Annotated in this window: 11 protein-coding genes; 5 read left to right on the top strand and 6 right to left on the bottom strand. The window is 46.4% G+C overall.

Annotation, left to right across the window (positions count from 1 at the left end):
- Positions 1-58 precede the first annotated feature (58 nt).
- The 4 genes from AC1EK4_RS07900 to AC1EK4_RS07885 all read left to right on the top strand — a co-directional run bounded on the left by AC1EK4_RS07900 (position 59) and on the right by AC1EK4_RS07885 (position 8,528).
- Positions 59-247 (top strand): hypothetical protein, encoded by a 189-nt coding sequence (locus AC1EK4_RS07900; protein WP_480357727.1) that lies wholly within the window; start codon positions 59-61, stop codon positions 245-247.
- A 376-nt stretch (positions 248-623) separates the two neighbouring features.
- Entirely contained in the window at positions 624-3,665 is a 3,042-nt protein-coding gene (locus tag AC1EK4_RS07895; protein WP_480357724.1) for a SusC/RagA family TonB-linked outer membrane protein, read from the top strand.
- A gap of 18 nt (positions 3,666-3,683) precedes the next feature.
- The gene (locus tag AC1EK4_RS07890; RefSeq protein ID WP_036896171.1) at positions 3,684-5,240 is read left to right on the top strand and encodes a RagB/SusD family nutrient uptake outer membrane protein; all 1,557 of its coding nucleotides are present in this window, start codon (positions 3,684-3,686) and stop codon (positions 5,238-5,240) included.
- A gap of 951 nt (positions 5,241-6,191) precedes the next feature.
- Positions 6,192-8,528, top strand: coding sequence for a glycoside hydrolase family 3 N-terminal domain-containing protein (locus AC1EK4_RS07885; protein WP_480357722.1), 2,337 nt, complete (start codon positions 6,192-6,194; stop codon positions 8,526-8,528).
- Positions 8,529-8,855: 327 nt separating this feature from the next.
- Here AC1EK4_RS07885 and AC1EK4_RS07880 read toward each other — a convergent pair whose 3' ends face one another.
- The 5 genes from AC1EK4_RS07880 to nrfH all read right to left on the bottom strand — a co-directional run bounded on the left by AC1EK4_RS07880 (position 8,856) and on the right by nrfH (position 14,313).
- Entirely contained in the window at positions 8,856-9,833 is a 978-nt protein-coding gene (locus tag AC1EK4_RS07880; protein ID WP_480357721.1) for a Gfo/Idh/MocA family protein, read from the bottom strand.
- A gap of 9 nt (positions 9,834-9,842) precedes the next feature.
- On the bottom strand, positions 9,843-10,631 hold the full coding sequence (gene ccsA, locus AC1EK4_RS07875; protein WP_036896166.1) for a cytochrome c biogenesis protein CcsA: 789 nt from the start codon (positions 10,629-10,631) through the stop codon (positions 9,843-9,845).
- The gene (locus tag AC1EK4_RS07870) at positions 10,618-11,880 is read right to left on the bottom strand and encodes a cytochrome c biogenesis ResB family protein (RefSeq protein ID WP_036896164.1); all 1,263 of its coding nucleotides are present in this window, start codon (positions 11,878-11,880) and stop codon (positions 10,618-10,620) included. The genes ccsA and AC1EK4_RS07870 overlap by 14 nt, the downstream gene beginning before the upstream one ends.
- A gap of 114 nt (positions 11,881-11,994) precedes the next feature.
- Positions 11,995-13,491 carry an ammonia-forming cytochrome c nitrite reductase gene (nrfA, locus tag AC1EK4_RS07865; RefSeq protein WP_036896162.1) on the bottom strand — a complete coding sequence of 499 codons (1,497 nt, stop codon included), beginning with the start codon at positions 13,489-13,491 and terminating at the stop codon, positions 11,995-11,997.
- A 210-nt stretch (positions 13,492-13,701) separates the two neighbouring features.
- Positions 13,702-14,313 (bottom strand): cytochrome c nitrite reductase small subunit, encoded by a 612-nt coding sequence (nrfH, locus tag AC1EK4_RS07860; protein WP_062432334.1) that lies wholly within the window; start codon positions 14,311-14,313, stop codon positions 13,702-13,704.
- 139 nt (positions 14,314-14,452) lie between these two features.
- Between nrfH and dusB the strand changes: the two genes are divergently transcribed.
- A complete protein-coding gene (dusB, locus tag AC1EK4_RS07855; RefSeq protein ID WP_480357718.1) occupies positions 14,453-15,436 on the top strand; it encodes a tRNA dihydrouridine synthase DusB in 984 nt (327 codons plus the stop codon).
- Between the two features lie 445 nt (positions 15,437-15,881).
- Here dusB and AC1EK4_RS07850 read toward each other — a convergent pair whose 3' ends face one another.
- Complete coding sequence (locus tag AC1EK4_RS07850; RefSeq protein ID WP_036896156.1) at positions 15,882-16,697, bottom strand: ion transporter; 816 nt, start codon at positions 16,695-16,697, stop codon at positions 15,882-15,884.
- Positions 16,698-16,726 lie beyond the last annotated feature (29 nt).

The following is a 16,726-nucleotide window of genomic DNA, read 5'->3' as shown; positions in this document are numbered from 1 at the left end:
AGGGCATTTAGTGGGTCAATAATAAATCGTTTTACTGGGTCTAAGATACTTTGCCAGCGTGGGTCAAATTAGTGTGGCTTTTCCAACGGGCATTGATGGTGTGAATGCTGCTCATAGTAGGACTATCGTGGCCTACAACATGCAGGGACAAGCTTTCCATGTTGAAATGTTGGCCAACGGAAAGCCAAATCTTACTCATCTTCCCAAGGGCGTATATATAATAGGTGTAAAGAAGCTTGTGAGGTGATGTGGTGTTGCCGAACTTTCATTTTCTTACTTTCATGATGATACCTATTGGGAGTTTATACCGCCACTTTGCTGACTTGTTGAGCGTAAAAATAATGATTTATATCAAATTTATGGTCTTGAAATGACGTTTTATCGTTAAAAATGCGCTTTTGCTCTAATTTTATTAATAAAAGTTTTGGTATAAATTAAAATTGCATTAATTTTGCAATTCGCAACATAAGAGCTATGTTTGTTAATAAAATACATGCATTTGTATGCATTAAATATAAATCCGAAACTAAGTCTTGAGATGGGACTAGGATCAAGAGAGAAAGCTTTAAGAGAGAAAGAATAGAAATAATACAAATCAACATTATTAAACGAGAGAGATTTTTATGAAAAGACTAACGTTAATTTTGACCGGTCTCTTCCTATGGATGGGAGTGGCTCTGGCACAAATTCATGTTACCGGTACAGTCATCTCTGCTGAAGATGGGCAACCGGTCATTGGTGCTTCGGTAAAAGTTGTGGGCACTAATACGGGTGCCGCTACCAATTTGGACGGACAGTTTAGTATGACTGTGCCTAACAATGCAAAACTTGAGATTTCATATATTGGCATGAAATCGCAGACAGTAAAGGCCGCTGAAAACTTAAAGGTTGTTCTTCAGCCTGATAACCATGTGTTGGAAGAAGTAATCGTTACTGGTTATGGTAACTTTAAGAAGTCTTCATTTACCGGTTCTGCTGCAACGATGAATACTGATAAGTTGGCCGAAGTACCTGTCGTATCTATCGAAGATAAATTGGCCGGTGGCGTTGCCGGTGTACAGATAACATCAGGTTCCGGTTCACCGGGTTCTGTTCCGTCTATCCGTGTGCGTGGAATGGGTTCTATCAATGCAGGTAACAACCCTCTCTATGTTATTGATGGAACGCCTGTTCAGTCGGGTAATACGAGTGAATTTAATTATAGTGATGCCGGTACCAACATCTTGGCAACCATCAACCCTAACGATATTCAGTCTATAACGGTTATCAAAGATGCTGCCGCAGCGTCTCTTTATGGTTCGAGAGCTGCTAATGGTGTCATCGTTATTACGACCAAAAGCGGTAGCAAGGGTAAGACAAATGTGAACTTCCATAGCGATTGGGGATTCTCTAATATGGCCGTAAATTACCGTCCACAACTAGGTGGTGCTGCTCGTCGCGCATTGCTTTTGAAGGGTCTAGAAAACTATTATATGTTCGAGGAAGGTAAGTCTGCCGCCGAAGCAGCGACTGCTGCTGCCGGTGATATCGACGATTATGCCGCAGAGCCTAAGACTGGTTGGACTAACTGGAAGGATCTTTTGTTCAAGAACGGTAGCCATAGCAACTACGAGGTAAGCGTATCCGGTGGTAACGATAAGACTAAGTTCTATACCTCTATGGCTTACAATAAGCAAGAAGGTATTGTGGCTAATCAAGGCTTGGAACGCTTTTCTGGTAGCTTGAACTTGACACATGACTTTGGTAAATTTACAGTAAATGTGTCTTCTATGATGTCGAAGATGACACAGAGTCTTGCCAATGAGGCTACATCTTACGATGGTGCAGTGGCAAACTATGTTTTCTTCCAAAATCCATCTAGTACTGCTTACAATGAGGATGGTTCTTATACACAGGGTCCCGGTTATGTAGGTGTAAACCCACTTTATGAGTATTTGCACTCTACCGACCGCAATATCGTTCGCAGAATGTTGAACTCTGCTAAGTTAACTTATCATATTGCTAAGGGACTTGACTTGAGCGAGAAGGTAACTTATGACTATATCGGTGGTCGCGAGACCGTTATTTGGGATCGTAACTCCAATAATGGTAAGTCTTCCAGTGGTGTGGTTCAGCGTATCTTGAACATCTCTGAGCAGGTAAACACACAGACTCAGCTTTCTTATATCCGCTCATTTGGCTTGCACAATCTTGATGCTTTGCTTGGTTTCGAGACCGAAGATATGCATTATGAGTACAACTTTTTGAGCGGTTCTCAGTATCCCGGTGAACTCTATGAAGTTGCTAATGCCGGTGAAACAACATCAGAAAGTAAAGTTTATGATTCACGTTTGACCTCATTCTTGGGTCGTGTCAACTATAACTATGACAATAAGTACTATGCAGGTCTAAGCTTCCGCCGTGATGGAACATCTCGCTTGGCTCGCAATAATCGTTGGGGTGACTTCTGGTCTGCATCAGCTTCATGGCGTTTCTCTGCTGAGAAGTTCATGGAATCAACCAAAGATATCCTTACAGATGGTAGACTTCGCGTGTCTTACGGTACCAATGGTACACAGCCTTCAGGCTACTATCCATATATGAACCTGTTTAAATATGGTGAAAAGTATAATGGTCAGTCGGGTATGGGTATTGTAAATATAGGTAACCCTGACTTAAAATGGGAGAAGAACCGTACCTTCAACGTAGGTTTCGACTTGACTTTCCTGCAGCGTTTCACAGCATCTTTCGACTGGTACACACGTAAAACCACCGATTTGATTTACGATTTGACCATGTCTGCCGTTCCCGGTTATTTCGACACTACAAGTAAAGTTGCAACCATGGCTACCAATATCGGTTCGCTGAAGAACACCGGTTGGGAACTTACCTTGACTTCTGAAAACTTCAATACCAAGGACTTCAGCTGGTCTACAACATTGAACCTCTCTCACAATCACAATGAACTGGTGAAACTTGATGGCGAAAGCGATATGGTTCAGGATTCTGATTATGGTCGTGTATTGTTCCATAAGGTAGGCGAAACTTACAATTCATACTACGGTTACGAGTATGCTGGTGTAGATCCTAAGACCGGTAAAGAACTTTATTACATCAACGATGGTTCGGCAAATGCTCGCAACACCACGACCAATGCCAACGAAGCTAAGAAGGTAATTCTTGGTAGCGCAGAGGCAAGCGTTGCCGGTGGTATCACCAACAACTTGCGTTGGAAGTTCATCGACCTTGGTTTCACCTTCACTTACCAGCTTGGTGGCGACGCCTACGACTATCCGCGTTGGCAGCACTCTAACGGTGGCTCTGCACTGTATAAGGGAGCTACGCCTGCTTACTACGACCTCTCTAAGATGTGGAAGGGCGAGGGCGACACTGCAGCTAAACTCCCTAAGTTCCAGTATGGCAGCACATTCGTTTACTCTTCTCGTTGGATGATGCCTTTGGACTATCTGCGTTTGAAGAACTTGACCATTGGTTTCACCGTTCCTCAGCAGTATATTCGCAGCTTGGGTATCAATAAGGCTCGCGTATACTTCTCTGGTGCCAACCTGTTGACATGGAAGTCGGCTGATCTCTATGTAGATCCTGAGCTGCCGGTAACTGGACTTGCAAACTTCCAGACTCCACAGTTGAGAACTTACACATTCGGAATTGAAATTGGTTTCTAAACATAAAGCATACCAAAAATGAAAGTATCTAAATTTATATATAGTGCAGTTATCTGCCTCACAGCCGTAACGGGTTTGTCGTCTTGTGGTGATGAGTGGCTTGATCGGCAACCATCCGACGGTATTGATGCCTCTACGGCTATTACAACCACAGCCAGTCTGGCTAGTGCGCGTGTCGGTCTTTATTCAGCACTCAAAGGTCGTTCATCTGATTATGTAGACTATTATGGTGCCAACATGTTTGTCTATGGTGATGTTCGTGGCGAGGATGTACAGTACAATGCCAGCTATGGTAGTAGCCGTGGTGAGTTCTATTACAAAATGGAATACAAGACGGCCGATGATTTTACCTCGAAAAACTCTGTATGGCGTACTCCGCTTATCGTCTTAGGACGTGCCAATCGCATCATTGAGGCTGCAAACGGTGGCGTTATTACCGATCAAGATAAGAACAAAGAGGCTGTTGCACAGTATGAGAACGAAGCCAAGGTGATTCGTGCCATGGCTATGTTCGACTTGACTCGTGTCTATGGTAAGCCTTATCTACAGGATAATGGCGCTTCTTATGGCGCTCCCATGGCCACCACGTCTATGGAACCTGCAACACAGGTAGGTCGTGCTACGGTAGCTGAGTGCTATACTCAGATTATCAAAGACTTGACTTCTGCTATTGCTTCGGGTGCTTTGTCTACCAAGGCTACTCCCGGTTATATCAATGCTTGGGCTGCTAAGGCTCTGCTTGTAAGGGTTTATTTGACTAAGGGCGACTACAACAATGCCCTTTCTACGGCCGAAGATATCATCAAGAACTCTCCTTATGCTCTTTGGACTTCTGCTGAGTATGCTAACGCATGGCAGAAAGACGACAAAGCTCACGCTAATGAGATGCTCTTTGAGTTGGCTATCAGCGGTACATCAGATTGGACCGACCGTGAAGGTATCGCTTATCTCTTGACAGAGAATACCGATGCTGAAAAAGTAGCTGCCGGTTATGGCGATCTCATCGTTACTAAGACATTTGCCGATGCATTGGCAAGTGACCCTAAGGATGTTCGTAACAACATCTTATTGAAGGCTACTTCTAGCTCAGAACTCAAGGCTAAGACTTTCGAAGGTCGTGCCGTTTACATCAATAAATATCCTGCACCGGCCGGTAGCGTAGAGGTTCGTATGAACAATATTCCTTTGCTCCGCTTGTCAGAGGTTTACTTGAGCGCTGCCGAGGCTGCTTTCAAAGCTAATAAGAAGGACAAGGCTGCTGAATATCTCAACGCTATTATCAAGAATCGTACCACCGATACCGGCAAGCAAGTAACTGCTGCCGACGTTACCGAAGACCGCATCTATATGGAGCGTCGTAAAGAGTTGGTAGGTGAGGGACAGCGTTACTTCGATGCACTGCGTCGTGGTGAGAAGATTGTTCGCTACACAAATGCAGATAATAGAGGCTGGCACAGTGTGCTCAATGCCGATGCTCAGACCATCGACACTTGGAAGTCTAAGAAGGAACTGCCGTTGATTCCACAGTCGGAAATCGACGCTAACCCGAAGATGGAGCAGAATCCTACTTATTAATTCTATACATGATTAGAATTTATTAGCCTAGAAGGCTACCTATTCATAGCCGGGGACAATCGAGCGAAAGCGAAGATTGTTCCCGGTTTTTATGTGTTAGCTGGTACAATGGGAAGTCTTTCAGACTTGTCTTTCTTTATAGCGTTCTATCATTCCGGAAGCCTAAAGGCATCCGGCTATTGATAAGGGTTGTCCTACCGGACAAAGAGTGCATTATCAGTTCTTGTTTGCGGAGGTGGCATTGTGGGTATTTCTGTCCGAAGGACAGCCCCTTCATTGCCGTAGGCCTTTAGGCCTACGGTACCAATGGCGATAATAATCGAGTCTGAAAGACTCCCCTATATGTCGCATTTTATGTGTTAGATAATATAATGGGAAGTCTCATGGTCGGCAGGAGTCTTTATATTAGTAGTGTTGGGACAGCTGTGGAAGATTTTCCGTCTCTACTATTGCCTTGATAATGTCTGTTCATTGGGATACTAGTGCGACATGTTACCCCTCCATACCCTTATGCTATCTTCCTCCAACAACTAAAAAACTTAACAACTAACATACTACTTTTCCATTCCTTTCATCTGCTTTTTATATACGAAATGCAGGATATATCCCGATTTTTATGTACATTTGCTAACGCAAGATTGATTCCATTGGCTGGCAACGTTCTCACAATGGAGTTGCTGCAGGGACGAGGCAAAGATGCTGCATCGGCTTGGCAGCAATGCTGAAGAAGCTATGCAGTGATGTTGCAGGGGCTTTGCAGTAGCCTCTCCCCAGCCCTCTCCCAAGGAGAGGGAGAATAAATTGAGTAGACAAATAAACCGGTTTACTGATGAAAGCGATCTCTAGTAAGGGGAAAGGCCATATATATACGTATTTTATATAGTAGCTCTACTAATTCAAATATCGTAGATATAATCAACAAATTACCTAATAATAACAACTACAAATCGAATGAAAAGAAAACTCGTATTAACGATGTTGGCTCTCCAAGTGGGTTTCTGTGCATGGGCGCAGAGCGTACGTCCGGCTATCAAACCAGATGCCAACATAGAGAAACAAGTGAAAGAGCAATTGTCTAAGATGTCGTTGGACGATAAAGTGGGACAGATGTGTGAGATAACGATAGACGCTATCACCGACTTCTCCAAGGCAAAGACCGGCTTCGCATTGTCGCCCGTGCAGACCGATACCGTACTCGGTAAATACCGAGTGGGCTCGATTCTAAACGTTCCATTGAGCGTTGCGCAGACTCCCAAGGTATGGCGTACACTCATCAGCGAACTAAATCGCAAGTCGATGGCGGTCAATGGTATTCCACAGGTGTATGGTGTAGACCAGATTCATGGTGCTACTTATACCATGGGTGCTACTTTCTTCCCCCAGCCCATTGTGCAGGCTGCATCGTTCAACAAGAATATTCCCTTTCGTGTGGCAGAAGTTTCGGCCTACGAGAGTCGCGCTTGTCTCATCCCATGGGTATATGCTCCGGTGATGGACTTGGGTAGAAATCCCAACTGGCCACGTATGTGGGAGAGCTTCGGAGAGGACGATTACGTGAATAGCGTGATGGCTGTGCAGGCTGTGAAAGGCTATCAAGGTCCCGATCCTAACCACATCGATATGAACCACGTGGCTGTAAGCATCAAGCATTTCATGGCTTACGGTGTACCGGTAACGGGTAAAGACCGTACGCCCTCGATGATAACAGAGCGTGAACTCAAGGAGCGTTACTTTGAACCGTTCAAACATTGTGTGGAGAATGGGGCGTTAACGCTGATGGTCAACTCTGCTTCCAACAACGGAGTGCCTTTCCATGCCAACAAAAAATTGTTGACCGATTGGCTCAAGGATGGCTTAAACTGGGATGGAATGATAGTTACCGACTGGGCCGACATCAACAACTTGTACACTCGTGAACATGTGGCTGCCGACAAGAAACATGCCATCGCTATGGCTATCAATGCTGGTATCGACATGAGTATGGATCCCTATAGCGTGGATTTTTGTACGCTTCTGAAGCAAGCCGTGAACGAAGGACTTGTTCCGATGAGTCGTATTGACGATGCGGTGAGCCGTATCTTGCGTTTCAAATACCGCGTGGGACTCTTCGATAAGAAGACATGGGACAAGCCGGAGAGGATAGCTAAGAACTATCCCGATTTTGCTTCGTCCAAGTTTGCAGCCGAGGCTACACGCTTCGCAGAGGAAGGTGAGGTGCTATTGAAGAACGAAGACGGTATCCTTCCGTTGAAGAAAGATACGCGAATACTCGTTGCCGGACCCAATGCCAACACACTCCGTGGTCTCAATGGTGGTTGGTCGTACACATGGCAGGGCGATAAGACCGACCAGCTGGTGGGTGATAAGTACAACAGTATCTATAAGGCTTTGGCCAATAAGTTCGGTGCTGCGAATGTGACGTTGGCCGAAGGTGTGCGCTATAAGGCTGGTTCCGACTGGGAAGCAGAGGATGCTTCTGATTTGGAGAAGGCTGTAGCTGCAGCTGGAAACAGCGATGTCATCGTGGCATGTGTGGGTGAAAACTCGTATTGCGAGACTCCCGGAAACTTCAACAGTTTGATGTTGAGCGAAAATCAGCGCCACTTGGTGAAGGCATTGGCAAAGACCGGTAAGCCCATTGTTTTGGTGTTGAACGGTGGTCGGCCACGTATCATCAACGATATTGTGCCTCTGTCGAAGGCTGTGGTAGACGTGATGTTGCCCGGAAACTATGGTGGTGATGCGCTCGCCAACCTGTTGGCAGGCGATTGTAACTTCTCCGGTAAATTGCCATTTACCTATCCTCGTACCACCAGTTCGCTGCATACATACGACTATAAGGTGAGCGAGAACCAGAGTACGATGGCAGGTAACTACAATTACGACGCTAAAATGGATGTTCAGTGGCCGTTTGGTGCAGGCTTGAGCTATACCACTTTCAAGTATAGTAATTTGCGTGTGAACAAGACTTCGTTTGATGTGAACGACGAGTTGACAGTGTCTGTAGACGTAACGAACAGTGGACAGAAAGCCGGAAAAGAGGCTGTGCTGCTATATTTCTCGGATGTTGTGGCTTCATTGGTTCCCGATAATCGCAATATGTGCGGCTTCGACAAGATAGATTTGCAGCCCGGTGAGACGAAGACCGTGACCTTGAAGGTTCCCGCCCATTCGTTGGCTTTTGTCAATAGTGATATGAAATGGGCACTTGAAGAGGGTGAATTCTTGTTCCATTGTGGTAATCAGCAGGTGAAACTGAATTGTACCAAGACTGCTACTTGGGAGTAAGAGTAGCTGTATAGAGATACGAAACTACGGTCATAAGCAAGATTTTATGACTGTATCTTGGTCCGATAGGACAACCCTTTTGAATAGCTGGATGCCTTGATGCTTCCGGAATGATAGGGAACAATAAAAAAATAAGTCTGAAAGACTTCCCATTGCATTGTCGGATTAAATATCCATTGTGTTACAAAGGGGAGTCTTTCAGACTCGTTTTTTACTGTCATTGTTACCGTAGGCCTAAAGGCCTACGGCTATGAATAGGCTGTCCTTCGGACAGAAATATACTATGCTATGAATATGAGGAAGGCTTAATCCTAACTACCCTTTTTGTTAATCGAAAGGATAGGCGATGCCTAGTTGTCGCCGAATCTCATCCATCTGTTTCATGATACGGATGGTTTCAGCATGCGGTATGTAGGGAGATTCGAGCCAACCATGCTCTATGGCTTCGATAGAAGCACGTACTTCGTACTCGTAACCGGTGATATGAGGTGGATGGGGAATGTGCTTGATGGGTTGATAGTTGCTATCGTATACAGTGATAGATTGCGGATGATTGAAGTCTTCGACGATGATTTGACCGCAATCGCCCGATATGATGCCTTGCTTATCGGTTCGAGCGTACATGGAACAAGCCAACAGAGCCATCTGATTGTCGGGATATATCTGCGTGATGGAGGTTTGGGCATCCACACCGCTGGGTGCTTTGATACAGTGGGCATACATTTCTTTCACGTCTGTACCAAAAAGCATGGCGGCGAAATTGAGGGCGTAGACGCCCAAATCAAGCAGTGCACCACCGGCCAACTCTGGCTTCTTGACGCGTTCAACGCCCTTGATAGGATATCCAAGGTTGGCTGCTATCATGTAAGGAGTGCCGATAATGCCCGAATCCACCAACTCTTTGAGCGTGGCAGAGAGAGGAAGATAGCGCGTCCAAATGGCTTCGGTGATAAATGTGTTCTGCTCTTTGGCAAGGGCAAAGAGTTGTTCGGCTTGCCGTGCATTGCCTGTAAAAGCCTTCTCGCAAAGCACCGGCTTGTAATGACGCAGGCACAGTGAGGCATGTTCAAAGTGGAAATTATGGGGTGTGGCTACGTAGACAAGGTCTACATCCGGGTCGTTTACCATCGCTTCATACGAACCGTAAGCCTTTCGGAATCCCCATTTTTGTGCGAATTCATCGGCTTTTTGTTGATTACGTGAGGCTATTGCATAGCATTCAGCCTCTTCCATTCCAGCTATGGTATGAGCCATTTTAGCGGCAATCTTGCCCGCTCCGATAATTCCAATCTTGTATTTCTTCATATCAATTGATTAATTCAAATTATAGGTATGTACGCTTGTACCCTGTGCAGAAGGCAGATAATTGATACCCCACCAGCACATTTGCAACAGCACAAAGCTCACGATGAGTATCCAAAGGGCTGCTTTGGGGCTGCTTCGGCGGTCGAGTCGCAGATGGATATAAGCTAAATAGGCAAACCAAGTGGCTGCCGCCCATGTCTCTTTCGGGTCCCACGCCCAGTAATGTCCCCATGCTTCTTTTGCCCATAAAGCCCCGAAGAGCATGCCGATGGTGAGGAATGCCCATCCCACATAGACGAGGTTGTCGCAGATGTCGAACTCTTTTTCGGTGACGACCGACTTTTTCAAGAACAGCAGATAGCACGCCATGACAAACGCTGCACCCAAGATGGCGTAGGCAAACATATATACGATGACGTGTGGAGCGAACCAAGGACTCTGTAAAGCAGGCATCAATGTCTTGCTATGTATCTCTGGTTTGAAGATATTGATGCACACAAAGACTGTTGCAAGGAGCGTGCTGAAAGCGAGAATCCACTTATATCGCCATAGCGAATAAACGATGATACCGGTCAAAGGCAGGAAGAACGAATACCACAGGCGGGTTTCTCCCATCGTACGTAAGGGTGGGCGTTCGAGCGAATTCCACAATCCGAGGATGTAAGCGAAGAACACCAATAGGCCGATACCAGTGAGAATATAGGCCCATTTAGTGATGTTTTTCCAAGCAGCATACGCTCCCAGTGTCCAAAGCCCCACTGCTATGGTAGCGAAAATGATAAATTCATGCCATGTCATAAGGCTTCTCCTCCTTTCTACGTTGTGCAAATACGAACATTAAAATGGCTCCGGCAAGCATCAGGAAGATACCTATATAGACCATAGGGAGCCACGGATCGGTCACGAGTTCAAAGATACTCATATTGCTCCACTTACCCATTTGCTCGTCATAACTTAGTTGATAAATCTTCCAACCGGCCACACTGAAAGGTTTGTTTACCTCTATGGTGGTGGCAAGGTGTTTGCCTTGTTTGGTGAAGACCTCTACCTCGGAGGCGAAACGTTGCGGTTCGCGGGGTGGAGTGGCTAAACTGACGTGCTTGTTGAGGCGTAATACTTCTGCCGGATACATGTAGCTGCCCCCAGTAACCCATCCTTCCACCTTTCGACCGGTCTTCGATTGCACGGCTTCCACATGCAAAGCACACTCTGCTCCGCTCGATTTCCACTCTTTATAAGTATATTGTGGCGCCTTGTGAGGGTCTTTAGAGGGTACCATACGAGGCGCAGCTTCGTCGAAACGTTGCGTTACCTTGATACTCCATGAGCCTAAAGTACCACCTTGAAATTTGTCATCGATGAGCAGAGTTTGCGGTTTTTTGCTCAACGGCATATTGTTCTTATTGTCGACAATGACCAGTTTGGGTGGATATTCGTCGATGGAAAAGCGGTTCAACTGGAGCGCTAAAGGTAGCTCGTGCATCGTACCGTGACTGTCGAAAGCACGCCATTCGGGTTGCCCTTCCATGCAATACATCTTCAACCGCTGCATGTCGGCACTGCCCAAGGTGCCACATACGACCACTAAGAAGAGCCCTAGATGGCTGATGATAGCCGGTAGGGCTCGACGGCGGAAATGGATAAGCTGGTGAACGGTGGCTAGTCCGACGATGAGTGTAGCCCATAGATAGGTCAAGATGAACGGCCATGAACTTAACATGCGGCTGAATCCCAAGGGGTCGGTGGGTGCATGGTCGGGTGGAAGTTGCTTGACCAGTCCCATGATGACCGTCAATAAAGCTGCAAAAGCGACGGCCGGAACGGCAGCCTGTGGTGTTATCATAAAACGAAGAGCGTAGATTCTGCCTCTAAGAGCATAACCTACGCCTATGCTCATCAGTATGATGGCCACTAGAAAGATGTTTACTGGCCACGCCATCAGTGCCCAATCAATGCCTCCTATAGTAAGTTGAAGCAAGACACCTGTTAACAGTAAGCCTGCTCCGATGGCACTTCCTTCAATGATTCCCCAAGGTTTTTTCCACATAAGTGTGTGTGTTTAGTATTTAGCGGGAGTTAATGGAAGAACGAGGCTAAGTGTATTTAGCTCCCGTTACCTCTATTAACTCCCGACAGGAAAGTTCTTATAGTCTACCAATTCTTACATTGGTTGTGCGATGAAACGCTTGTTTTGACGTGCTTTCTCAATCCAAACAGGAACTACAGTTTTCAAGAATTCCTGCTTCTTTTGCTTTAACAACGGCATATTTAAACCGATGTAAGCCTGAGCTTTGGCCTTTGTTGAGATGTCGGGCAATGGAATATCGCCGGTGAAACCGTGACGTGCCACGACTTTAGCTACTTGTAGACGAGCATCTTTAGCATATTCCATGGCTGCAGCGAGTAATCTCATCACCTCTTGAGGGGCATGGAAAGCGGCTCCATGACTAGCTAATGCGTAGTCCCAACGCCATTGACTCTTGCGTAAATCGTCGAGAACATGCTTCATCTCTGGCTCTGTAGCTCCCTTATCCCAAGCAAATTTGGCTTCGATATGTGCATAGGCCAACTCTGAGTTCACTTTGACGGCAAAGTCGTACACTTTCTTTTGGCGCTCATAAACATTCTGACGGAGCGTCTCGGCATCCTGTCTATGGCAAGTCTGACAGGTTCGATCAATGTGTGCCAACGGACTCATAACGTGGTGATCGGTGTACTTGATGCCACCTTCTTGGATGTATGGCATGTGGCAATCGGCACAACTGACACCGCGCTGAGCATGGATTCCTTGCAGACTCATCTCGTATCCGGGGTGCTGAGCCTTTAAGATAGGAGTTTTAGAGAGTGGGTGTATGTAGTCGTAGAAGCCTATACTATCGTAGTAAGCCTCTGCAGCTTCGCAGGTCATACCCTTCTCTTGAGGGAAGTGCAAGTAGTTGTTGTTCTCTTTTTCAAAGTAGTATTCGGTGTGACATTGCGCACATACGAGTGAGCGCATCTCTTGATGGCTAGCTTTGCGCACGTCTTTACCTACGCGTTGCCATGCTTCGTAGAGAGCAGGACGAGCCGGGCGAAGCTCCATGGTACGTGCATCGTGGCAGTCGGAACAGCCCACGGTGTTCATCACTTGGTTGCCCCAATCGCTCCACTTGGCTCCATAGAAAGCGCCAATACCTTTCTCTCGCATCAGTCGGGGTACGTCCGGCCCCTTACAAGTCCAACAAGTACCGGGTTGCATCTCCTTTCCTCCCTCTACACCGGGGGCTCCGGTACGCAATATCTTACGCAGATCTTCGAGGCAATGACGGTGTCCACGCGGGGTGTTATAGTTCTGTGAGAAAGCATATCCTGCCCAAATGACGCAGATAGCTGGTTGTTTTTCCAATATGTCTACTTCTCTTGAACCATTGTATAGGCTTACAAACGAAGTGTCTTCCGTCATAGACCACGTCTCATACTCGCGTGGGAAGTCTTCTTTGAACTTCTCGTTCTGCGATACAATGGAGTCATTGAACATCGTCCGGCGATTGTTGAACACGCTTGCTACTTCGGCACGGCGCTCCAATAGCGAACTAACGATGAGTCCAAGCACGAATACTATGACCATAGCTCCACCGAAAAGGAGCCATCCTTGCCAACGTTTTAATTGCTTTGCCATATCTCTGATATTTTAATTTAAGTTTCGTATGTATGCTCAATAGAGGAGTTATCGGGATTTAAAGGGAGTTAGGAGGAGTTCAAAGGGAGTTATCGGACAAATGTCTGTTATCTCCTGTTACCTCCCGTTATCTCCAGTTAACTTCTATTTAATTCTATCCATCCTTCAACTTGCGAAAGTTTGGTTTTGATTATTCGTTTAATCGTGATATTATTTGGTAGAGTGTCCTAGCAAATGCTGCAACCATTCGGGGACAGGAGAGCTGGGAATAGGTGTTTGGGTTTCGCCCCATGGTGTGCTCGATAGCGTATTCATGCCACCGTGTGGTACGTTGCGGTGACAGTCCCAGCATGCCATTCCCTCGCCACGCTTGGCCATCATGTAGTCTATACGTCCCGTCTTGACAAACTCCTGATTCAATTGTTTGTGGCAACGGATACAGTTGTCCATGATGACTTCGGAACTTGCGGTCTCTGCCCTGATAGCTTGAGCCTCACTATTGGTTACGAAATAGGCCACATGTTTCATACCGTCGACCCCTTTAAAGAGGTATTTCATGGCCATATTTTGGTGAGGTACGTGACAATCGTTGCACGTTGCGTCGCGTCCATGGCTGGAATGTTCCCACGTTTGATAGTAAGGTGTCATGATATGACAGTTGACGCAGGCTGCCGGATCATCGCCAATAAGATATGTGTGCATGCGTAAGAGGTATAAGAAGAGGGCTATCAACCCCACGATAACACCGCTAAGAACGAGCAATGTTATTTTCTGTCTCTCCGACAGGCGGTCTTTCCATGTGATGAGCTTACGAAAATCCATAGGCCATAATCAGATTATTGTTCGCAAATATAATCATAAATAAGGATGCGGGTTGTCAATAATTCAGAAAATTATCCTTATTTATGAGGAAAAGAAGTATTTTTCTTGTTTGCGAGAAATTATGTATCTTTGTCGGCAAATGAAAATAGGCAATATAGAATATGGTCGACATCCGGTGTTTCTGGCGCCGATGGAAGACGTTACCGACATAGGTTTCAGACTGCTATGCAAGCGTTTTGGTGCTTCCATGGTGTATACCGAGTTTGTAAGTGCCGAGGCTTTGGTGCGCTCCATCAAGTCGACGGTGTCGAAACTCACTATCAGTGACGATGAGCGCCCGGTGGGAATACAAATCTATGGGCGCGATGTGGAGTCGATGGTTGAGGCTGCCAAGATCGTGGAAGAAGCTCATCCGGACGTCATAGATTTGAATTTCGGTTGTCCAGTGAAGAAGGTGGCGGGCAAAGGTGCAGGTTCGGGCATGCTACGCACTATCCCCTTGATGCTCGATATTACGCGTGAAGTGGTGAAAGCCGTGCATACGCCGGTGACTGTGAAGACTCGATTGGGATGGGATACCAACAGTTTGATTATCACTACATTAGCCGAACAGCTGCAAGATTGCGGTATCCAAGCTTTGACTATCCATGGTCGTACGCGCTCACAGATGTACACTGGCGAGGCCGACTGGACGCTGATAGGCGAGGTAAAGTACAATCCGCGTATCCATATTCCCATCATTGGCAATGGCGATGTGACTTCTCCGGAGCAGGCTGCCGCTGCTTTCGACCGCTACGGTGTGGATGCTGTCATGGTGGGGCGTGCCACTTTCGGATGCCCATGGATATTTAAAGATATCAGAGACCATCTAGATGGCAACGTCGATGCTACGCCGTTGACTCTTGATGAGAAGATTGATGTGCTTGAAGAACAATTGCGTATTAACATCGAACGTATTGATGAATACCGCGGTATACTCCATACGCGTCGCCATTTGGCTGCCAGTCCCATCTTCAAAGGTATTCCCGATTTCCGGCAAACGCGTATCGCCATGCTGCGTGCACAGAAAGCCGATGAGTTGATGGAGATACTGGAACAGTGCCGGGAGCGGTTGAGAGGCTAGATAGATAAAAATTAAAAGGTGTTGAAATGACTCTCTTTATGGAAGCGTAAAGGCATTTGACTATGCAGAGGTTTGGCGTTTCGGGCAAGCCTAAAGTCGTAGAAACTGGCATGTTTAACGTCTCATACCTTCTATTATTTCTCATTTCTTATTTCTAACAAGTCTGCTTGTTGGCTCATTTATTTGTTAACCGGCAGATTGCAACGGCTAGTCAACATTACTGTTCGGGTTTTGCAGCATTGCAGAAAAGGCGAGGCAGTAAAGCTGGTGTGCCTTTGCACTCTACTAGTTGACAAGTAGACGGGTTGACAAGTGAACGGGATGAGTTTGTAAGTGATTTTGTTTTTAAGTTCGTTAGTTGTTGGAATCGTATTTCATGAGGGTTTGTAGGGATACGATATGTTGCGTCCGTTGGGAATCTACAGCTATATTTACCTCATTCTTTTTATAATTTCTCACCGCAATGTTTGCAGAATCGGTCGTTAGGATCGACTTTGTTACCACATCGGGGGCATTTGCCGTGCTCCACTTTTTGAGTGGTTTCATCGACAAAGGTGGCGGTAACGATACCCGTGGGGATGGCGATGATGGTATAACCAAGCAGCATGACGAAGGCCGAGAGCAGTCGTCCGAGAGGTGTGGTGGGTGTGATGTCGCCGTAACCGACGGTGGTCATGGTGACGATGGCGTAATAGACGGACGTACCAAGGTCGGTAAATTGGGTGCCGGGTTGATTACCTTCTACGAGATACATGAGTGTTCCGATACACGTAACGAGTATCAAAACGAACATGAAGTAAACCATAATCTTGCGCATGCTGCGTCGAAGGGATTGCAGGAGTAGGTAGCCCTCGTTGAGAAAGCTGAAGAGCTTGAAGACGCGGAAGATGCGAATGAAGCGGAACGAGCGCAACAGTATCATGTAGCGTGCGCTTGGGAAGATGATACTGAGGTAAGGTGGAATGGTGGAGATGAAGTCGATGACGCCGAAAAAACTAAGGGCATAGTCCTTTGGGCGTGGCGAACAATAGAGTCGGGCGCAGTAGTCGATGGTGAAAAGTACGGTCATGAGCGCCTCTAATACTTCCAAGATGTACTTGTAGGTGAGTGCCAACGACTGAATACTCTCTATGAAAGCGACAATGATACTGACAAGAATGACGATGATGAGTGCCACGTCGTAGGCTTTACCTTCGGGCGTATCGGCTTCGAAGATAATGTTATAGAGACGCTTCCTCTCCATCCATGTTGGTTTCTTCATATTGCAAAAATAGTAAATTTCCGGATACT

It is taken from the genome of Prevotella sp. C0026C3 (assembly GCF_056590795.1).
The sequence above is the reverse complement of the archived record's forward strand: the minus strand, read 5'-3'. Positions and strand labels throughout refer to the sequence as shown.